The sequence below is a fragment of the Colwellia asteriadis genome (assembly GCF_039523295.1).
Lineage (GTDB): Bacteria > Pseudomonadota > Gammaproteobacteria > Enterobacterales > Alteromonadaceae > Colwellia > Colwellia asteriadis.
Map to the genome: position 1 here is coordinate 79103 of NZ_BAAAFA010000008.1, position 20817 is coordinate 99919.

18 protein-coding genes are annotated in these 20817 nt (G+C 37.2%); 13 read left to right on the forward strand and 5 right to left on the reverse strand.

The window, feature by feature from the left end; genetic code table 11:
* Positions 1-105: 105 nt before the first annotated feature.
* The 5 genes from ABD005_RS12215 to ABD005_RS12235 all read left to right on the forward strand — a co-directional run bounded on the left by ABD005_RS12215 (position 106) and on the right by ABD005_RS12235 (position 5419).
* Positions 106-2559: a DUF5916 domain-containing protein gene (locus ABD005_RS12215; protein ID WP_343817733.1), complete on the forward strand. Its 2454-nt coding sequence runs from the start codon at positions 106-108 to the stop codon at positions 2557-2559.
* A gap of 146 nt (positions 2560-2705) precedes the next feature.
* Positions 2706-3215, forward strand: coding sequence for an META domain-containing protein (locus tag ABD005_RS12220; RefSeq protein WP_215980476.1), 510 nt, complete (start codon positions 2706-2708; stop codon positions 3213-3215).
* Positions 3216-3385: 170 nt separating this feature from the next.
* Entirely contained in the window at positions 3386-4366 is a 981-nt protein-coding gene (cysK, locus tag ABD005_RS12225; protein WP_343817734.1) for a cysteine synthase A, read from the forward strand.
* 370 nt (positions 4367-4736) lie between these two features.
* Entirely contained in the window at positions 4737-5168 is a 432-nt protein-coding gene (locus tag ABD005_RS12230; RefSeq protein WP_215980478.1) for a hypothetical protein, read from the forward strand.
* A gap of 23 nt (positions 5169-5191) precedes the next feature.
* Complete coding sequence (locus ABD005_RS12235; protein ID WP_215980479.1) at positions 5192-5419, forward strand: DUF1653 domain-containing protein; 228 nt, start codon at positions 5192-5194, stop codon at positions 5417-5419.
* On the opposite strand, the gene ABD005_RS12240 is transcribed toward ABD005_RS12235, so the two are convergent.
* A complete protein-coding gene (locus ABD005_RS12240) occupies positions 5416-5685 on the reverse strand; it encodes an acylphosphatase (RefSeq protein WP_215980480.1) in 270 nt (89 codons plus the stop codon). The two genes, ABD005_RS12235 and ABD005_RS12240, sit on opposite strands and share 4 nt — an antisense overlap.
* Before the next feature lie 195 nt (positions 5686-5880).
* On the opposite strand from ABD005_RS12240, the gene ABD005_RS12245 reads away from it, so the two are divergent.
* Positions 5881-7071: a class I SAM-dependent methyltransferase gene (locus tag ABD005_RS12245; protein ID WP_343817736.1), complete on the forward strand. Its 1191-nt coding sequence runs from the start codon at positions 5881-5883 to the stop codon at positions 7069-7071.
* 193 nt (positions 7072-7264) lie between these two features.
* Here the strand turns inward: ABD005_RS12245 and ABD005_RS12250 are convergent, their stop codons facing one another.
* The 4 genes from ABD005_RS12250 to ABD005_RS12265 form a co-directional block, all read right to left on the reverse strand.
* The gene (locus tag ABD005_RS12250; protein ID WP_343817737.1) at positions 7265-7564 is read right to left on the reverse strand and encodes a PilZ domain-containing protein; all 300 of its coding nucleotides are present in this window, start codon (positions 7562-7564) and stop codon (positions 7265-7267) included.
* A 108-nt stretch (positions 7565-7672) separates the two neighbouring features.
* Positions 7673-11752 (reverse strand): ATP-dependent RNA helicase HrpA, encoded by a 4080-nt coding sequence (gene hrpA / locus ABD005_RS12255; protein ID WP_343817739.1) that lies wholly within the window; start codon positions 11750-11752, stop codon positions 7673-7675.
* Between the two features lie 179 nt (positions 11753-11931).
* Positions 11932-12366 (reverse strand): CBS domain-containing protein, encoded by a 435-nt coding sequence (locus tag ABD005_RS12260; protein ID WP_215980483.1) that lies wholly within the window; start codon positions 12364-12366, stop codon positions 11932-11934.
* Positions 12367-12716: 350 nt separating this feature from the next.
* A complete protein-coding gene (locus ABD005_RS12265; RefSeq protein ID WP_343817741.1) occupies positions 12717-13670 on the reverse strand; it encodes a DMT family transporter in 954 nt (317 codons plus the stop codon).
* 292 nt (positions 13671-13962) lie between these two features.
* Here ABD005_RS12265 and trxC point away from each other — a divergent pair, with 292 nt between their 5' ends.
* The 7 genes from trxC (at position 13963) to ABD005_RS12300 (ending at position 20421) form a co-directional block, all read left to right on the forward strand.
* Positions 13963-14391, forward strand: coding sequence for a thioredoxin TrxC (trxC, locus tag ABD005_RS12270; RefSeq protein ID WP_343817743.1), 429 nt, complete (start codon positions 13963-13965; stop codon positions 14389-14391).
* Between the two features lie 41 nt (positions 14392-14432).
* Entirely contained in the window at positions 14433-15620 is a 1188-nt protein-coding gene (mltC, locus tag ABD005_RS12275; RefSeq protein ID WP_343817745.1) for a membrane-bound lytic murein transglycosylase MltC, read from the forward strand.
* Positions 15621-16267: 647 nt separating this feature from the next.
* Entirely contained in the window at positions 16268-17002 is a 735-nt protein-coding gene (locus ABD005_RS12280; protein ID WP_215979068.1) for a hypothetical protein, read from the forward strand.
* 30 nt (positions 17003-17032) lie between these two features.
* Complete coding sequence (locus ABD005_RS12285) at positions 17033-17779, forward strand: zinc-dependent metalloprotease family protein (protein WP_343817747.1); 747 nt, start codon at positions 17033-17035, stop codon at positions 17777-17779.
* A gap of 309 nt (positions 17780-18088) precedes the next feature.
* Positions 18089-18613 (forward strand): hypothetical protein, encoded by a 525-nt coding sequence (locus ABD005_RS12290; protein WP_343817749.1) that lies wholly within the window; start codon positions 18089-18091, stop codon positions 18611-18613.
* Between the two features lie 165 nt (positions 18614-18778).
* On the forward strand, positions 18779-19870 hold the full coding sequence (locus tag ABD005_RS12295; RefSeq protein WP_343817751.1) for an acyltransferase family protein: 1092 nt from the start codon (positions 18779-18781) through the stop codon (positions 19868-19870).
* A gap of 140 nt (positions 19871-20010) precedes the next feature.
* The gene (locus tag ABD005_RS12300; protein ID WP_343817752.1) at positions 20011-20421 is read left to right on the forward strand and encodes a hypothetical protein; all 411 of its coding nucleotides are present in this window, start codon (positions 20011-20013) and stop codon (positions 20419-20421) included.
* Positions 20422-20817: the final 396 nt, after the last annotated feature.

Sequence of the window (20817 nt, forward strand, 5' to 3'; positions counted from 1 at the left end):
CTAAAAGTAAACATTGTGTTAACCATAAATATTTGTAACAATTTATCTTATAAAACAACTTGCTAATAGCAAGTATAATAAGAAACTACAATTAACGGAATAACTATGTCAAAGCTAAGCAGTAATAGCTTTTTATCTTTTGCTACCTTTTTTTTACCCCTTTCTCTAGCCTTTAATACACTAAGCAACAATGCCTTAGCACAAGACAAAGCCGAAACGCCTGTCAGTATTAATTCCTCACAAAAACCAAACACTCTTGCTCTTTCTTCACTCAACATCCCTAATAGCACCAAAACAATAACGATTGATGGCGAATTAGATGATGCTATATGGGCTGATGCATTAGTAGTACCACTTGATATTGTGAATAGCCCTTGGGATAACTTACCGAGTCCGATAAAAACAGAGGCTAAAATTATAGAAAATGGTGATTTTTTATATATCGCTTTTATTGCAGATGATCCTGAGCCTGAAAAAATACAAGGATTTCTTGGTGATAGAGACACCAAATGGAGCGATGATATTGTTGGGATAAAATTAGATACTCACAACAACCGCCGCCTTAATTACGAGTTTTTTGTTAACCCATTTGGCGTACAAAATGATGCTATTTTTAACGAAATCACCGGCGAAGCTAATGATTTATGGGACGGTATATGGCACTCCTACGGAAAAATCACCCCACAAGGCTATCAAGTTGAAATCGCCATTCCTTATAATATTCTTAATTTTGAAGAAAATGGCGAAGTAAAAAAATGGGCTATTGAGCTCCTGCGTAGCTACCCTCGCGAAACGCGCTTAAGAATATCGCATGTGCCGCTTGATCGAGATAACCCTTGTTGGTTATGTCAGTACCCCGAAGCTGTTGGCTTTGAAAAAGCACAAACAGGTAATAATGTACGCGTAACACCAGCGATAACCGCCAGCAAAGCACAATCTAAAGATGTTTATAATCCACAAAGTGCTTGGCAAGACGACAACGAACTCGAAGCAGGAATTGACTTACGCTGGGGGATTGACGCCAATACCTCACTAAATGCCACCATAAACCCTGACTTTTCAACGGTAGAAGCCGATGCCGGTCAGCTAAGTATAAATACCACCTTCTCACTTTTTTATGATGAAAAGCGCGCTTTCTTTTTAGATAACAATGATTATTTTGATAGTAACTACGACTTAGTTTATACCCGTAATATTGTTGCCCCTGATTACGGCGCAAAATTAACAGGTAGAAGCCAGAAACACAGTTACGGTGTTTTTATGACCAACGATACCGAAACCAATTTTTTCATGCCCGGTAACTTAAGCTCAGATGTCGCAAGCTTAAATGAAGAAAGCCACTCAGCAGCTCTACGTTATCGTTATGATCATAATGATGATTTATCACTTGGCGCTATTTCAACACTACGCCAGTCAAGCGACTACCACAACTATGTCGCAGGCTTTGATGGTCGTTATCGTATTACCGACTCTAATATTATTAGGGCGCAAGTATTAACCTCGCAAACGCAATACCCCGATGATTTATTTAAAAGCTTTTGCTTAGGTGATGAATGTATTGATGATAATACCAGCCCAAACGATTGCTCTTTTGGCAACTGTGCTTATAGCGAACAAGTTAGTCGCAGTAATATTCAAGGGGAGTTTAGCGATCAAGCAATTAAAGTTGACTATATGCACGATTCTGAATATTGGCAAGTTGACTTAAGCCATCAAAATATTGGCAAAAACTTTCGCGCCGATTTAGGTTATTTACCTAAAATAGATAAAAAAGAAAATGCTGCAAGTGTTACACGCTTATTTTATGGTGAGCCTAATAGTTTATGGCAACAAGCTGAATTATCTGGTCAATGGAATATGATCACTAACGTCAATAATGAATTTATTGAACGCTCTATGGATGGCTCTTTTTATATTGATGGCCCAAGACAATCAGCACTAGAAGTTACGTTAACACATGCTGAAAAAATTGGTTTACGTCATGATGACTCAAGTTTAGCAATCGAAGGAAACACCACCCGCTTTACTGAAAACCAAGTGAACATTTACTCAAAAGCTCAGCTAAATCCACGTTTATACATGAATATAGATATGACTTATGGTGATAAAATTGATTATAGAAATAACCGTTTAGGCACTATTAATAACGTATCAGCCAACCTTACTTGGAATATAACCAATCATTTAGAGTTTGATATAACCCATACTTACAGTGAACTTAATGCTGAGAATATTAATAACCCAACCAGTGGCGATAATGTGTATACCGCGCATTTAACTAACTTACTATTGTCTTATCAGTTTGATGTACAAAGCTACTTAAAATTAACCTTAGTTTATTCAGATATTGACCGTAACGTTAATAACAACCCTTACACTACAGTATCAGCTAAAAATAAAGACTTATCATCGCAACTTATATACGCGTATAAGCTCAACCCACAAACAGTCTTCTTCTTAGGTTACTCAGACAACAGTTATCAAGATGATTACTTGGATGATTTATCTCGCGCTGAACGTACTTTCTTTAGTAAAATCAGCTATTCTTGGATGCCATAAATAACCATAAAAAATACTGTAATAACGTCATTACTAATACTATAAAGCCCTTTTAATAAGGGCTTTAATATATCTATTGCTTTAATTTACCTTGCCTTGTAAGTTATTCACTATAATCCGTTCACTTTTAGCAAGCAGAGTTTACTATGAAAAAAAATAATCAATACTCACTATTATTAACCTTATTTACTTGTGCCAGTTTGGCTAGCTGTAGTGATAACGCAACGAACAAAACAACCCAAGCTACAGAGCAGGTTCAACCCTCGCAAACATCAGCCTCCGTAACAAGCAATGGTACTCAAGAAAATAGTGCTCAAGAACTTATCGGCAGTTGGACCATAGAATACATTAGCGAACGACCTGTTATTGATAACAGTCCAGCTCAATTCATATTTTTGCCTGATAATAAAATTGCCGGCTCAGCTAGCTGTAATAACATTTCAGGCACTTATACGCTTAATACCGATAATAAGAGCTTAACTTTCAGCCCAATGGCAATGACAAGAAAAATGTGCCCTGAGGCATTAATGGAGCAAGAGCAGCGATTTACTGCCCAACTCACCGATATTAACCAATACCGTATTACAGATGGCATACTTTATTTAACTGATGAACACCAAACAGTATTATTTAAAGCGAGCCGTATAAACAAATAATAAAATAGAAATATAAACTGAACATTAAAATGGCAAGCTTTACTTTCCATTCTAGAAAAAGAGTTATATATTCCTTTTTGCTATATAAGTTATAACAAAAAATCACTTCTGTTTTTGTTATAACTCGCTAACCTTAACGAGATAATGAAAATATTCCACAGGATTCAATTATGTCTACAATATTCGAAGATAATTCAACCAGCATTGGTAATACACCGCTAGTTAAACTTAACCGTGTTATTAAAACTGAAAACGGTACTAATGTTTATGCAAAAGTAGAAGCAAGAAACCCAAGTTTTAGTGTTAAGTGTCGTATTGGCGCTAGCATGGTTTGGGATGCTGAAAACAAAGGCTTACTTAGTGAAGGCAAAGAAATTGTTGAGCCGACAAGTGGTAACACTGGTATTGCTTTAGCATTTGTTGCCGCTGCTCGTGGCTATGGAATTACGTTAACCATGCCTAACACAATGAGCTTAGAGCGTCGTAAACTTCTTGTAGCATTAGGGGCTAATGTTGTACTTACTGATGGCGCTAAGGGCATGGGTGGTGCAATTGCTAAAGCACAAGAAATCAAAGACTCAGATCCTGAAAAATACGTATTATTAGCTCAGTTTGACAACCCAGCAAACCCTAAAATTCACGAAGAAACAACAGGCCCTGAAATTTGGCGTGACACTGACGGTAACGTTGATATTTTTGTTGCCGGTGTTGGTACTGGTGGTACGTTAACTGGCACAAGCCGATACTTAAAATTAACGCAAGGCAAAGCTATTACCACAGTTGCTGTTGAACCAACAGACTCTCCAGTAATTACTCAAGCGTTAGCGGGTGAAGAAATTAAACCAGGCCCTCATAAAATTCAAGGTATTGGCGCAGGCTTTATTCCTGGGAACCTAGACTTAACAATGGTTGATGCGGTAGAGCAAGTATCTAACGAAGAATCATTTGAAATGGCACATCGTTTAATGAAAGAAGAAGGCATTTTAGCCGGAATTTCATCTGGCGCTGCCGTTGTTGCTGCAAAACGTATTGCTGAACGACCTGAAAACCAAGGTAAGAACATTGTTGTAATTTTACCTAGCTCTGCAGAGCGTTACCTTTCAAGCGCATTGTTTAGCGAAAGCTTTTCAGAAAACGAACTAGTACAGTAATCAACGCCTCAATAATAAAGTCTGTTATCTTTCTTTATTATTGAACCTGAACTCGGTTTAATAGATATTTAACAAATTGAAATATCAGCAAAAATTATTTTTCTGAATCGCTAGTTTGATAGTTTTTCTTCTTTTCATATAGTAAGCAAGGAAAATTTCGCGTCAATAGCTGCTCTATTGCAAGTAAATTTAGAGAAACATTTGTTAAGCCGATCTCAGGTTATTTACCGTGATTTACTAAAAAGGCACTACGGTGCCTTTTTTAGTTATAGGTATAAGGGAACTTAAACACGCATTTAAGTAATAAATTTCACCTTAATAATAAATTACGCTATGATAACCACTATTCTTGTTTTCGGATTATTAGTTAATGTTTTTATTAAAATATTTATCAATTCCTTTTTTATTGTTACTAGTTTCTTGTGGTAATGAAAAAGAAGAAATAACCACCATAGATAACCCTAAATTCGTCGCCGTTGCTTTTTTTGATGCGCTTTATAATGAAAAAAATATCGAAAAAGCTGCTTTAGTCTGTGATGACAAACTCTCTCGCTTAGTTTTACATTACCGCTCACCCGAAGCCGTTGGTCGACACTTGTTTAATATGTCTTATGACAAGGTTGAAGTTAAACCTGATGATAGTGGCGTAAAAATTCGTGAACAATTTAAAGGTAGTGCTATTGTAACCGTCTACTTTGATGGTTATTACAATGATAATAGACTCAAAGATGTAAAACGTATCTCACTTATTCAGCGTAAAGGTAAGTGGGTTATTGATAAAATATTAAAAGACCCATTCTAAAACGAACTAATTTAAGCCCTCTTATGATTAAACCTGGAAAATATCAGCACTTTAAAGGTAACTTCTACCATGTCCTTTATATTGCAAAGCACAGTGAAACAGAAGAATTAATGGTGGTTTATCATCCAGAAAACGATACAAATGATATTTGGCTAAGACCGCTAGCCATGTTTGATGAAACAATAATCAGAGATGGCAACCCCATAAAACGTTTTAACTTGGTTGATAGCCCAAATAACAATTTAGCTTAGCCTATCGAAAAAAAATGGTGCTCTTGCCTTGCCACCTGCTCATAGTCAATCGAGTCAACTTCAGCTTGCTCAGGACCATGGGCCAACCACGCTAACATATTGTCAATGTTACTCTGCTCTCCGCATAATAATACTTCAACATCACCATTTGATAAGTTACGAGCATAGCCACTTATACTGTAATCAATAGCTTGTTGCTGGGCAGATGAACGAAAATAAACACCTTGTACTTTTCCAGATATATGCACTTTATAACAAACATTCATAAAAAGTTTCTCTTGTTATCAAAATCTAGGCTTTTATTCGTTAAGACGGTAAACAACTTTATCCATAGCAATAATTAACTTAGGTAAAGTTTGCACCTAGCACTCGCATTGTCTACAATCGGCGCACTCCCTCTCAAAAATGAATAACGCACGCTTATTCGCGTTATTATATTCATCAAAAGTAAGTATAGACCTATGTCAGCCAGAATTTATTTAAATGTTAGTCGAGAAAAATCGTTATTGCGAAAACACCCATGGTTTTTTTCTAAAGCGGTCAATAAAATCAAAGGTAAACCAATGTTAGGGGAAACCGTTGATATACTTGATAACAAGGGTAACTGGTTAGCAAAAGGCGCTTATTCTCCAGAATCACAAATTCGTATTCGTGTATGGAGCTTCGATGAACATGAAGAAATAGATCATGCATTCTTTATTAAAAAACTTAAAAGTGCCCAAGCACGACGTGATTGGTTTATTGAGCAAGGTAACTTAACCGGCTATCGATTAATTGCTGGCGAGTCTGACGGTTTACCCGGCATAACTATTGATAAATATGACAACTTTATTGTTTGCCAACTACTCAGTGCCGGTGCAGACTTTCAACGTTACACCTTAGTTAGCTGTTTAAAAGAGCTTTACCCTAACTGTCATATTTATGAGCGCTCAGATGTTGATGTACGAAAAAAAGAGGGGTTAGAGCCTGTTACGGGCTGGTTGTCAGAGCCACAAGACTCTACCGAATGTATTATTGAAGAGCATGGTATTAAAATTCATGTTGATATAGCTACGGGTCATAAAACTGGTTTTTATTTAGATCAACGCGACTCTCGCCTCGCCGCTGGTAAATTTGCTAAAGACAAAACTATTTTAAATTGTTTCTCTTACACCAGTACTTTTTCGCTCCACTGTGCCGCTAATAATGCCAAGGAAGTCGTTAATGTTGATGTCTCACAACCTGCGCTAGACATGGGTAAAAGAAACTTAGCACTAAATGGTTTAGAAGACAGTAACGTTTCTTTTGTTAAAGAAGACGTATTTAAGCTATTACGCCGTTACCGCACTGAAAAACGCCAGTTTGATATGATTATTTTAGATCCCCCTAAATTCGTTGAATCAAAAGCGCAATTAACAGGGGCTTGTCGTGGTTATAAAGATATTAATATGTTGGCGATGCAGTTAATTAAGCCTGGCGGCTTATTGTTAACCTTTTCGTGCTCAGGGTTAATGGAAGCGAGTTTATTTCAAAAAGTTGTTGCTGACGCAGCCCTTGATGCTAAGCGTAACGCTTATTTTGTTGAACGCTTACAGCAAGCAGCCGACCACCCTATTTCATCAAATTATCCTGAAGGTTATTATTTAAAAGGCTTAGTTTGCCAAATTGACTAGTTAACCTACATTCAGGTTAACTCACGCTAAGCTTACTGAATTGCGCGAAGGTAATGCTCAATTATACAAAAATAGAAATAAAAAAAGCTTAAGTTATTAATAGCCATTATGGTTATCAATTACTTAAGCTTCTTTATTTGTGCAATAACAGCTTTTAGCGACTAAGCATTATAAAGCGATAAAAGCTCGTATTTTAATCAATTTCTTCAATCGCAATACCTAATAAGTAACAGTTGTCACTTTCTTCCTCAAGGCGAACCACTTTACCACGCGCATCAAGCGCTTGTATTTGTTCCCCTGAAGAGTCAACTTTTATCCTGATATGTGTTCCTAATTCAATAGGTTGCTCCATTTCTAGTGCCATACCTGTCGCACTTAAATCTCTGCATGTTGCAGCAATGTTGGCATTAGCTTCGTCATCAATTACCGTCACCACCACTTCACGATTTAACATCATGCGATAAAAGTTACGCTTATCATTAAAACTTTTCATTACTACTCCTACATAAAATGGAACACACTTGGCATTATTTATACTGAGCTTAAACCGCGCTGTCAATAACAAGCCACCATCAAAAATTGCACTTAAGTAACATTACCCTTAACAATTTTTAAGGTGGTTTAGTATTCTTTTCACCGAAATAGGAGCTGAAGTCCCTAAATTTTGAGCGAATAAAGATATTCTTAACTCTTCAAGCAACCAACGCACCTCTTGAATATTATTGGCAATGGGCTTGTCTTTACGTTGCTGCCCCAAGATAGCTTGATAGGCATCATCCGCCTTATTAACATCAAGTAACTTTATTCTATCTTGATTTGGATCTATTGGCAGTTTCTCTAAACGGCGTAATACGCCTTGTAAGTAACGAATAATATCATCCAAACGATTTAAACCAGATGCACTGACAAAACCTTTAAAAACTAAATGCTCACATTGCTGTTTAATATCGCCATGTGCTTGAATTATATTTAAGGGCACACTACCTTTCATTTTTTTACTAATATCATGACGTAAACTTAATGCCCTTTCGACTTTAATCGCCGCACTTAACACCGTATCGGCTAATTCAGCACGTACATTGTCACTACAGCGTTTAAAGTCTTCTGCTGTTCTTGGTAATTCTGCCTTATTTTTCTGGTCGGCAAAGCTGCTCACTAAATGCAAACAAGCACCTTGAATGCAGTCTTGCAGTAAATCACTAATCGAGCCAAACGGGTTAAAGTACAGGCCGAGTTTTGCTTTATTCGGCAGCTTTTCTTGTAAGTACTTTATAGGTGAAGGCAGATTCAATAAAATCAGACGACTAACACCTTTAAGCATTGCTTCATCTGCATGCTCTGCTTGTTCAAAGAGCTCAATAGCAACACTACTTTTGCAATCAACTAACGCAGGAAACGCTTTAATAGCGATATTAGCAACCTTCTTTTCATAGTCTTTTGGTAACTTACCAAAATCCCACTGAGTTAAGTCTGCTTTTTCAATACCCTTTTCAGCTACTTTTTGAATTGACGCTTTGACCTTACCTTGTAAGTCAGCTTTTAAATCATTGAGATTACGACCTTGTTTTAAAATTACACCTTTTTCATTAACCACTTGAAAGTTCATGGTTAAGTGCACAGGTAAGCTTAACTCATCCCAAGCATCTTCAGGCATACGTACACCCGACATACGTAATAATTGTTTCGATAATGCTTGGCTTATTTCACCTTGCTCAGCAGGCATTGCAGCTAAACACGCTTGTGCATAATTTGGCGCAGGAACAAAGTTTCGGCGTAAATTTTTAGGCAGTGCTTTAATTAACGCCACCACTAACTCATAACGCATAGCCGGAATAAGCCAGTCAAAACCAATATCCTGAATTTGATTTAACAAAGCGACAGGAATAACAACACTAATGCCATCGTCAATATCACCTGGGCTAAAATGATATTTAAGCGGTAAGGTAAATTTATCTTGCTGCCATGTATCAGGGTATTCATCTTTAGATAAATCTTCCGAGCTTTCATTCAATAAAAATGCTTTAGTGAAATTTAATAAATTGGGCGTTTCTTGTTTTGCTTTTTTCCACCAAGCAAGAAAACTACGCTGACAAATTGCACTTTCGGGTAGTTTGTTATTGTAAAAGTCAACGAGTTGCTGCTCTTCTATTAAAAAATCTTTACGGCGCGCCTTTTGCTCTAACGCTTCAATACTGGCAACAAGTTGCTGGTTTTTCACTAAAAATTTTTCTTTAATCGTGCTATCACCATTGACCAGCGCTTCCCGAATAAATAACTCACGGCACGTTACCGGCTCTATTTTATTAAAGTTAACTTTGCGTTTACTTACAATTTGTAAGCCATATAACGTAACTTGCTCATACGCCATAACACTGCCTTGTTTTTTCTCCCAGTGTGGCTCGCTGTAATGACGTTTAACTAAATGCTGCGCTAACGACTCTATCCATAAAGGGTCTATTTTTGCATTCATGCGAGCAAATAAACGGCTAGTTTCAACAAGTTCGGCAGACATTAACCATTTGGGTGATTTCTTTGCGAGTCCAGAGCCAGGGAAAATGAAAAACTTCATTCCTCGAGCGCCTTTATACTCACGGTTTTCATCTTGTTGACCAATATGGCTCAGCAATCCTGATAACAAAGCTTGATGTACCGGCATTAATGTCGCTTGCTGTGCTGCTAGCTTTTCTTTATCAATAGCTTGTGTTGCATGTTGTTCAGCGTTACTCGCTGTTAATTCAAATTGATAATTAACACGCGTTACTGTGATTTGTTGCTCTTTTAAGGTTAACTTTAATTGGCTAACAATGTCTTGCCATTCACGTATACGTACATACGATAAATACTCTCGTTGACATAATTTTCTAAACTGATTTTGCGTTAGCGTTTTTTGCTGAGCGGTTACGTAATGCCATAGGTTTAATAAACTAACAAAGTCAGACTGTTTGTCTTTAAAGCGGTTATGTTTTTCATCACTTGCTTGTTTTTTCTCATGAGGGCGCTCACGCGGATCTTGAATACTTAAGGCACTAACAATCACTAAAACTTGTTCAATACAACCAAGCTCTATCGACGTCATCACCATTTTCGCCAAGCGAGGGTCAATAGGAAATTTAGCAAGTAAGCGCCCTGCTTTCGTTAAACGTGCAACATTATTGGTATTACTATCTATCGCATCTATTTCTTCTAATAAACGCATACCATCGGTAATATTACGATTATCGGGCGCTTCAACAAAAGGAAATTCGCTAATATTACCTAAGTCTAACGCTAGCATTTGTAAGATAACGGTAGCTAAGTTAGTCCGCAAAATTTCAGGATCGGTAAATTCAGGGCGATTATTAAAGTCATCTTCGCTATATAAACGAATACAAACCCCTTCTGAAACACGCCCACAACGACCTGAACGCTGATTTGCACTGGCCTGTGATATCGCTTCTATAGGTAAGCGTTGTACTTTAGTACGGTAACTATAACGTGAAATACGAGCTGTACCTGGGTCAATTACATACTTAATACCCGGTACCGTTAAGCTGGTTTCAGCTACGTTAGTCGCTAAAACAATGTTACGACCACTGTGCGGTTTAAAAATTCTGTTTTGCTCTTCTACCGTCAACCTAGCGTACAAAGGTAAAACATTGGTATGTCGCAAGTCTGCTTTAATTAATGCGGCAGCGGTATCACGAATTTCTCGCTCACCATTGAGAAATATCAGAATATCTCCTCGACCTTGATCAAGGCTTGATAACTCATCAACTGCATTGAGTATGCCGCTAATAACATCATTACTATCGCTGTCATTATCGGTTTCATCGCCCTCAGGCGTATCGTTTAAGGGGCGATAGCGCATTTCAACCGGAAATGTTCGACCTGAAACTTCAATAACAGGTGCTGGTACGCCAGCATTATTAGCAAAATGCTTAGCAAAACGCTGAGGGTCAATAGTTGCTGAGGTTATAATCACCTTTAAATCAGGTCGTTTAATCAGTACTTGTTTTAAGTAACCCAAAATAAAGTCGATATTTAAACTACGCTCATGAGCTTCATCAATAATGATGGTATCGTATTGACGTAATAGGCGATCACGCTGCATTTCTGCGAGCAAAATACCATCGGTCATAAGCTTAATATAACTTTGCTCGCTAACTTGGTCATTAAAACGTACTTTATAACCCACTTGCTCGCCAAGCTTGGTATTAAGCTCATCGGCAATACGATTAGCAACAGTTCTAGCGGCAATACGTCGTGGTTGGGTATGGCCAATTAAGCCATCAACACCACGCCCTAATTCAAGACATATCTTTGGAATTTGTGTTGTTTTACCTGAGCCGGTTTCACCAGCGATTATCACCACCTGATTTGCTTGTATCGCTTCAGCTATTTCTTTAGCACTTTGCGCTATAGGTAAGCCTTCAGGGTAAGTGATTTTCGGTAAACGACTTAATTTTTGTTGCTTTTTTTCAATTGAACTTTCAATTGCTTGCTGTATTTTTTGTAAAGAAAGTCGTTCTTTTTCAGACAAAAGAGTTTCATCGCTAAGCGCTGCTGAATTCGCTTTTTTGATGTTTTTTTGTAACGTTATCAAACGCTTTTTAAGCTTACCTGCATCACAGTTTTTCGCTAGTGTGATGCGCTGAAAAAGATCTTGAATATTAGGGAAATCGGTAGCAGGAAACTCAGACAAAACAAAACTCAAATACTAATCAAAAGAAGCATTTTAACAGTAAAATAACTGAATTACAGCGGGTAAATAAACCAATTAATCAATTAACTGGGCACTAAACCAGCACTTTTGCTTATCTCATTAAAATGAGGCAGAGCAATATTAAATGATTACTTCAACTTATTTTATGATGTGCTATTTTAATGTGCAGCATGCTCTTTAGCATGAGAAATGCTTAACTTCATATGCTTATCAAAAGCTTTTAACACATCATTTCTACATATTGTTCCTAATAAGTCACCATCATCACCAATAACTGGATACACTTTAGGGTGTTCGTTAACCATTCTTTGTGCCAGCTCTAACACGCTATCGTATGGTTTTACTGATAAAACATCCTTGCGCATAATGTCTTTAACTTTAGCGTTATTGTCGTTGTAGTACATGCTATCTAACATTTTCACCAAAACATCGCTCTCTGAAATAAAGCCAATTACTTTACTGTGATTATCAATAACAGGGCCGCCAATTTGTTGCGTTTTTAAAAAACGCAATGTTGTTTCTTGCATATTCATATCCGCGGTAAACGTAATCGGATAGTGATTCATGTAATGCTCTACTTTTAAAGATTCCATAGTAACTCCTCAGTCGCTATTGCTAGCACTATCAACCATAAAGCTGATTTCGGGATAATTAATACGCTTTCATTTCTCATCTCACGAATTCAGACTAATTAACTCTTCTCATTGTTGTAACTGTAGGTAAGCCTCTGCTAAAAAACCAATTAATCATTCACATAATTTAATTTTTGAGCGTTTAATCGATTTTCAAACGGAAACGGAACAATAACTAACCTGATATCGGCTTAACAAATGTTTCTCTAGCAGCTACTTTTCCTAACTTATTCGGTAAACTTTCTTGTTTATCATATGAAAAGAAGAAAAACCATCAAGCTAGAAATATCTCTAAACCAAGTTCAGGTTAATTAGCGAAAAAGCTGGCCGAATTTATTATTGATAATGGTTTTTATTTTACCTGTGTTAAGTAAATTTCCAAAAAGCATTAAACAACCACCAAATAATAAAGAGAGTTCAAACGGCTCTGCGTACAGTAATACCCCAACAAAAATAATTAAGGGTAAACGCAAAAAGTCTAAGGTTACTACTGTGGTTATTTCTGCATATTGCATAGCATTGGTCATACAAAAATGTGCTGATAATGCACCAATACCAATAATAACAAGCCACAGCCATTGGTTGTAGTCTGGCCAAACCCAGTGATGGTACGAGAGTACCAACCCTATGGGTAGTTGCAGTATACACATATAGAAAAGTATCGATATAGGTGAGTAATCTCGAGATAGTGACTTAGTCGCGGTATGTGAAATGGCAAAGCAAATAGCCGAGCCCAAAACCACAAAAGAAGCTAAGCTCATCCCCCCCTGCTCGGGGTTTACAATAATAAAAACTCCTAAACTTCCCAAAAATATAGCTATAATTTTTGTTGGTGTTATCGCTTCACCTAAAAAAAGCGCAGCAATTAATAGTGTCCATATAGGCACAGTAAACTCTAACGCAAATACTTCTGCAAGTGGCAGCAACCCTATACCAAAAAACCAACCATACTGAGCCGCATAATGAAAAATATTCCGAAATAGTTGTAGGTTAAATCCCGCCAGTAATTTCCGCTTATTCGCAAAGTTAGAGCTACTACCGAATATAGCGTTAGGCTTTTTCTTGGTTACCACGGATTTCTGAATTACCGGTTTCTTCATCACATTGTGCTTAAATAAATACACCAGCGACAACACCACTAAACCGACGCCACTGCGTATACATAACGATTGTGAAATTGAAAGCTCACCACTAAGCTCGCGCGCACCTACCGCTAAAATACAAAAAGAAGCCAGAGCTCCTAGCATCCAAAGAGCAAGGTACATGATTATTTCCAAGTGACTAGATAAAGTAGCTAATTTAACTGAGCAGTTACTAATTCACAAATTTAACCGAATGATATTGAATATATAAATACATAACGGAACAGGGCTACAACTTTAAGGTAAAAATTTTATGTAAAAAGCTTGCATGAAAGGTTTGCTTAAAAAAAACGCTATCAAAGATAACATCTCAAACAGCACTATTAATACCAAGACTGAGTCGATAGAATTAACTATCATTCGCTAAACCCGTCAATAACCTGAACTCGGGTTAACTCAGTTAAAAGGAAATATCATGAATATTGTTTGCGCTCACTGTTTTACTACTAATCGTATTCCCGATGAAAAACAGCACCATCAAGCTAAGTGCGGTAAATGTCAACAAGCGGTGTATTCTACTTTGCCGACCTCGTTAGGCAATAATACTTTTTACCCTTTTATTGAGCGTAACTCGCTACCCGTTATTGTCGATTTTTGGGCGGATTGGTGTGCTCCTTGTCAAAATATGGCGCCGATATTTAACCAAGTAGCACAAAACTCACCAACGCTACTTTTTGCCAAAGTAAATACAGAGCAAGTACAAAGTATTGCACGTGATGCCAATATTCGTAGCTTACCAACTCTGGTGTTTTTTCACCAAGGGAAAGAGGTTGACAGAATTTCAGGTGGGCTTAGTCAAATACAAATGCAACAGTGGATCATGCAAACAATGCAAAAAATTTAAGCTAACCTTAAGTAATCTAATAATAAAAAGGTAAATCTATTGTGCTAGTTGGTAAAACGCAGATAAAAAAAACATTCAGCGGTATTTTTTTTATCGCTATGACTGCTTTATGTTTAAGTAGTTGTACCGTAGGTGATCAAAAAAAGCTTACACATGTCATTACTAGTAACGACCCTGAGCAAGCCTTCAAACAATACCTCAAGAATAAAAAAACCAGTTACCAGCAATCGCCTGATGTTATGATCAGCGATATAAAGAATCTCGATAGAACCATTAAAAATCTCAAAAGTATTGCAGAAAAAATATGGGGTAAGAATAACTCTCAAGTTGCCAGTAATAAAAAATATGTAAAATATACCGATGGTTATCAATCAAAAGCCCAGGTAAATTTTGATACAGGTACCATAAAAATTGAAACTATCGCAACAAAGTCTCCCCTATTTCATTTAAAAGACGCCATTATCACAACGTTACTGACCAGCGAAAACCCAGCAAACACCGATATTTTTAGTGACCGAGAGCCAATTATTCAAGGGAAACCCTATTTATATGGTCAAGTGCTTGATCAAGACAAAAAAGCAATAGCCTATCAGTGGCGAGCAAGCCGCTTTGCTGACTACCTACTTAATACCCAATTAAAAAAACAAAAGATTGGTAAACACAATGTCCACTTTGTGGAGATATCTATGGTTAAATCCCATAGCAAACTACGCCAGCATAAATATGCTTCATATGTACTAGCGGCAGCAAACCGTTATCAAATAAAACCTGAACTCATTTATGCCATTATAGAAACAGAAAGTAGCTTTAACCCGTTTGCGGTAAGTCACGCTAATGCTTATGGACTAATGCAAGTTATTCCTAGCACGGCAGGTAAAGATGTTTATCAGCGTATTTTCAAAAAATCAGGTACGCCCAGTAAACAAACGCTTTTTAATCCGCAAGATAATATCAATATTGGAACCGCGTATTTACATATATTACAGCAGCAATATTTGAATAAAATTAATAATAGCCAAAGTAGACATTACTCTGTTATTTCAGCTTATAACGGCGGTGCTGGTAATGTATTTAAAACTTTTAGCAGTACGAGATCATATGCTCCATCAGTAATTAATAAACTGTCGCCGCAGCAGGTTTATCAAAAGCTCACCAAGCAACACCCTAAATCCGAAAGTAGGCGCTACTTATATAAAGTCGTTAGTGCTGAAAAACGCTACAATAAGTAACTTAGCGTTTTAGTAACTTGGGAAGTATATTTAAAGGAATAGCGCATTATTCAGTTTAGTAAATTAGCTTGCTGACTTCAAAATTAGCGTCAGCTTGACACAAAAAAGCCTTAGTAGATTATTGTAATAAGGCTCATTTTCTTCTTAAAAGCGATTAAAACCTACTACAACTAATAAGCTCAAGCCTGTGCTACTTCTTACCTAAATCTTTAAGCAATGTGGTTTAGGCTTGTCATTTAATTATTCGTATAACCACATTCAGATCATTTTAGGTATTGCTTTAATTAATAATCTGTAAATAGACGCTTGATACTTAAAAAACATTCCCTCCAATTAATGATTATCGCTTTAGCACTTAAAAATCAGGCCTCACGAAAACTTTCTTACCTTATTTCGCTAATGGCGTTTTCATACCGCCCTTCAATCGTAAAACATATGTTACATAAATGTAATTTTATGTAAATAAAATGTCATTATGTAACTTGAGTACGATGTTAATTAACTGCTACGTTTAAAAATAAACCAAATGATGTTCATTTTTAAACCGCCATATAAATAATAAAACTTAATATTCTATAACAATAATAATTTCAGTAATGGTCTAGCGCCTTTTACCAAAAAAGCCTTGCCTAAATACGGAGTATATAATGAGAAAAAAGCAAACTTACCTGATAACCGCGGTGACGCTGTCTACTTGTCTGCTCGGTGCTATTTATTTGTCATCAACCGATGAAAGCAATAATGCTTCTACAGCAAAGCAAATAACGCCCAAACTAGATAACACTATTGAACATAAAGAGCTTGCTACGCAGCCTAGTGCCATGCCACTTAAAGATAACACCTCAACTAATCACTTTGCGACTAAAACAATGGAGGAAAGCACACTACCTGCTGAAAATAAGGAAGATTTTTTAGGTATTAGTCGCCGTTCAGAAGTTGCTGAAAAAGTATTAACTGATGCAGGAGTTATTCCAGCGGACTTAGATAAAGCTGAGTTTATTGAATTTGATTTAAATGCCTTAAAAGCACTAAAAGCAGGTGAGTCATTTGATTTAGAAATTCCACAAACTAATGAAATTTTTACCGCAGAAGTGACTAACGTTGAGGTTTTTGACAATGGTGATAAACACATTATTGGCAATATTATCGGTTTAGATGACTCACTACACAACACCATAATTACCGTTGGCAAAGATGCATTATATGGCCAATTTACCACGGTGTCAGGTAACTGGGTGTTTGAGTCAAAAGATCAGTATGGTTGGATAGCCGCCAAACGTGATCTGTACAGAAGTCATGTTGAATTTGAAGCCGTTGAATCTGCTGCTTCAAATACAACGACTACAGGGAGCAAAGATATATTTGCCCCCAAAAAACTATAACAATAAAACGATAAAACAAGAGGAAAGAAAATGAATAATAATGTTTTAAAGGCACTTTGTGTTGCTTTAGCGTTACCTGCCGTAAGCGTTTGTGCAGAAACAATTGATATTGGGATTTTATACACTGACTCATCGGCAGCTAAAACCGCCAATATTGATACTAAAATAAATAGCTTAATTGCTTTTAGTAATCAGGTTTACCGCCAAAATGGTATTGATATTACTTTACGCCTAGCAGGTAAAAGTAATTTAGGTAATCATGCCATCACGCCAAGTAACCAGTGGCTAGATGCAGTAACAAACAGCTCATACGTGCATAATTTACGTAATCAGTGGAATGCCGATATGGTTGCCGTATTAGGTACTGGTGAATCTGCAGGGACACCTGGGCTTATATCATGCGGTTTAGCTTGGATAGGACAAGGGGCTAATGGCTCATTATACAGCTCATCAAATAGCAAAATGTATAGCATTACGGCTATTGACTGTGGCGCAACCACTTTTGTTCATGAATTAGGTCATAACCAAGGTTTACTGCACTCAAGAAAACAAGGTGATACCTCAGGCGGTGTGTACGTAGATGGAATGGGTCACGGGGTTCAAAACTCATTCGCTTCTATTATGGCTTATCCTCATGTGTTTGGTAGTGCTACACAATATGATTATTTCTCTAATCCGCAATGGAGTGTCAATGGCGTTCCTTACGGCGTAGTAAATAAATCGTATGCGTGGAAAACCGTCAACGCAACTAAAAACAGTATTTCACTTTTTAGATAATATTGGCTCACGATAAACTAGTAGAGTAATACTATACGTTGCCTACTTTTTAAAGCCGCTTGTTGCGGCTTTTTTATTATCACCATAATCCAATAAATTTCTAGCCGCTTTATCTGTCTATTTGGCAATAAATTGCCACTTGTTTAACAATATTGTCGTAGCGTTTTCATTTCCAACATCTACTCTTTGTTAAAAGCTCAGTATTTAATGATAAAATCAACGATTTAAAACTGGCACAGACTATGCTCTATTTGATCAAATAAATTTACGACTTCTCAATTTACACACAGTAATAAATGGACACTTATTATGATCATCAACACTAATTACGCCCAACAGGTAGAACAAGCTCGTGTGCAAAGTACTGTACGGGTAGATTCTAATAACCAAGTTCCAATTGTTAACCCTATTCCAGGGCAAAAAGATACTTTAACCTTATCTGACAAAGCACTGGCAATGATAAGTGGTGAAACCGTAAAAGAAAGTGCACCTACTTATACGAAACCTGAAACCGCTAGAGCACTGCTGGCGCAACAAGCAGCAATTGACGAAGCAAACAACCCAAACGCTACAGAGGCTAAAGTAACTGATAGCCGCTTTGGTGAAATGATGCAAAGTATATTAGATAAAAGGTTAGGCGTTGACAGTGAAAAGCTTCAAGAAATTGAAGATGAAATGGAGTTAATTGCTAATGATAAAAGCATGAGCCCAGAAGAAAAGCAGCAAGCTTTAGAAGCATTAACTGAAAAACGCGATGAGATCATCGAAGAAAATATCAAAAATAATTTAGCGATGACAACAATGTCTCCGAAAATAAATGAAAACTTAGTTTAAAAGTTTATACTAGGTTCCGTTTTTAAATAAATAGTATATTGATTTCCCTTGTAAATATTCCTTTTTTCTATAAACATAATAGCTGAGAAAAATACGGTACAGCCATAAATGTTATGAACTGTTGAGCACAATGGTCTATCTAGTGCTTTTAAAGGAATGTTATTAATGAATCGTTACTTAGCCCTCGATGCCTTTCGAGGTTTTACTATCGCGCTTATGTTATTGGTGATCACTCCAGGGTCGTGGTCGCATGTATACCCTCAGCTTTTACACGCCCAATGGCACGGCTGGACAATAACCGATGTAGTGTTCCCTTTTTTCATGTTTATTATTGGCTCTGCGATGTACTTTTCGTTTCGCAAAAGCAATTTTAAAGCCTCACCCAAAGCCATATTTCGTATAATAAAGCGCTCTGCCATTATTTTTGCACTCGGCTTAGCGTTAAACGCTTTTCCTACCTATGAAACCTTTGCCGACTTGCGCTTTATGAGCGTATTAGGGCGTATAGGCTTAGCTTACGGTATTGCTGCCATATTGGTGTTGGTATTAAATCGAGTAGGTATTTGGCTAGCTTCAGTAGTAATATTACTTGGTTATTGGCTACTACTGGCTAGCGTTGGTGATGGTGCCTACTCGTTGAACGATAACTTAGTACGTAGTGTTGATTTAGCAATAATGGGTGCTTCACATATGTGGGCGGGTAAAGGTCTCGCTTTTGATCCTGAAGGTTTGTTAAGTACTTTACCTGCTTTAGTGAGTATTTTAGCGGGTTTTGAAGCCACACGAATGATCACTCAATGCTCCAGTCAACAGCAAGCAATTAAACGTTTAATATTAAGTGGCGCTATCGCTTTGGTTGTAGGTTATGTGTGGAGTAGCACAATGCCGATAAATAAATACCTGTGGACTAGCTCATATGTACTGGTAACCTCTGCAGTGGCTACGTGGTTACTGGCACTATTTATTTGGCTAACCGATATTAAAGGCTACCAAAGCGCGATGAAGCCACTATTTATTTACGGTATGAACCCCTTATTTATTTACGTGTTTGCCGCGGTTTGGACCGATTGTTATAAGCTAATTCCGATGTCTTTTGGCGCCAATGAAAGCGGCGATATGAGAGACTTTTTATTCTTTCATATGAGCCAGTGGCTAAGCCCAATAAACGCCTCCTTAGTTTACGCTATTATTCATGTGTTTATCTTTTGGGTAATTTGCTTGTTTTTATACCAACGTAAAATTGTTATTCGCATTTAATCGAGTTGTTTAGCTCAATAAACACCTAACCCCAAAACGACATTGCTTTTTACTTTGCTTATTTATTGAGCTAAACTAAACAATAGTTTTTAGAGAAAATTGTTAAGCATAATTGTTGAACATAACAATAGAAGGTTACTATGACTACAATCAATTCAAGTGCTGCGGATTATGTAGGCTTTGTGCAAAAAGCAGTAAAAAGAAATACCGCTATTGAAGTTATTGAAGCTAAACAATCGGGTACACCTGTTAATAAAGAAGAAATTCAAGCCTCTAACCAAGCAATTAAAGATAAGTCTGTCGATGCAGGATTAGCGGTTTATCAAGCCGAGCTTAAAAAGAATGCCGTTGATACCTATATTGAGTCATCTAAAGAGGCAAAAGAGTTTTATTCCTCAAGCTCAAATGACTCAGACGACGGTGATTCGAGTAGCCCTGAAATTTATACTTTTGATGCACAAGCAGTTAATGATGCACGTGAGACAGTGCAAAAAAGAGCCGCGGGTATTGCTATTTATGAAAATATTCAATCGGGTAAAAATGAATTATAAGGCTGTTATTTTTGATGGCTAATACAACTAATAGTTAGATAATTAGGGAAAGAGAGCGAAAGCTCTCTTTTTTGTTTTGTCATCCAAGTTTGTTGCCCTGTTTGGAGTTTGCTTTTCTGTCTGGCGTCGCGGTGGCGACTACACCCAAAAAGAGCAGGAAACTGCCTCCGCTCTTACCTACCCTTGGAACCCCACGGAGTCCCTACTCAGTAAAAGCATTAATAACAATTTTGAGTTTACAGTCAATGACTACCGATTAATTATTTTGATTTTTTACTACAAGCGGTTTGTAGTTTGGTTCACTGTTCGCGTCGCGGTGGCGACTCCACCCAAAGGGACACTGCCTCCGACGTCCCCTTGGAACCCCACGGAGCACCAGCTCAGTGAAAACATGAA

Bases quoted from the DNA above. Each gene is read 5' to 3' on its own strand.
- ABD005_RS12230 (WP_215980478.1), top strand. From the start codon at position 4,737: ATGTTTTTATTAAAATATTTATCAATTCCTTTTTTATTGTTACTAGTT.
- ABD005_RS12245 (WP_343817736.1), top strand. From the start codon at position 5,881: ATGTCAGCCAGAATTTATTTAAATGTTAGTCGAGAAAAATCGTTATTG.
- ABD005_RS12300 (WP_343817752.1), top strand. From the start codon at position 20,011: ATGACTACAATCAATTCAAGTGCTGCGGATTATGTAGGCTTTGTGCAA.
- ABD005_RS12260 (WP_215980483.1), bottom strand. From the start codon at position 12,366: ATGGAATCTTTAAAAGTAGAGCATTACATGAATCACTATCCGATTACG.
- ABD005_RS12240 (WP_215980480.1), bottom strand. From the start codon at position 5,685: ATGAATGTTTGTTATAAAGTGCATATATCTGGAAAAGTACAAGGTGTT.
- cysK (WP_343817734.1), top strand. From the start codon at position 3,386: ATGTCTACAATATTCGAAGATAATTCAACCAGCATTGGTAATACACCG.
- ABD005_RS12290 (WP_343817749.1), top strand. From the start codon at position 18,089: ATGATCATCAACACTAATTACGCCCAACAGGTAGAACAAGCTCGTGTG.
- ABD005_RS12220 (WP_215980476.1), top strand. From the start codon at position 2,706: ATGAAAAAAAATAATCAATACTCACTATTATTAACCTTATTTACTTGT.
- ABD005_RS12295 (WP_343817751.1), top strand. From the start codon at position 18,779: ATGAATCGTTACTTAGCCCTCGATGCCTTTCGAGGTTTTACTATCGCG.
- ABD005_RS12265 (WP_343817741.1), bottom strand. From the start codon at position 13,670: ATGTACCTTGCTCTTTGGATGCTAGGAGCTCTGGCTTCTTTTTGTATT.
- ABD005_RS12215 (WP_343817733.1), top strand. From the start codon at position 106: ATGTCAAAGCTAAGCAGTAATAGCTTTTTATCTTTTGCTACCTTTTTT.
- ABD005_RS12285 (WP_343817747.1), top strand. From the start codon at position 17,033: ATGAATAATAATGTTTTAAAGGCACTTTGTGTTGCTTTAGCGTTACCT.
- ABD005_RS12235 (WP_215980479.1), top strand. From the start codon at position 5,192: ATGATTAAACCTGGAAAATATCAGCACTTTAAAGGTAACTTCTACCAT.
- trxC (WP_343817743.1), top strand. From the start codon at position 13,963: ATGAATATTGTTTGCGCTCACTGTTTTACTACTAATCGTATTCCCGAT.
- ABD005_RS12250 (WP_343817737.1), bottom strand. From the start codon at position 7,564: ATGAAAAGTTTTAATGATAAGCGTAACTTTTATCGCATGATGTTAAAT.
- ABD005_RS12280 (WP_215979068.1), top strand. From the start codon at position 16,268: ATGAGAAAAAAGCAAACTTACCTGATAACCGCGGTGACGCTGTCTACT.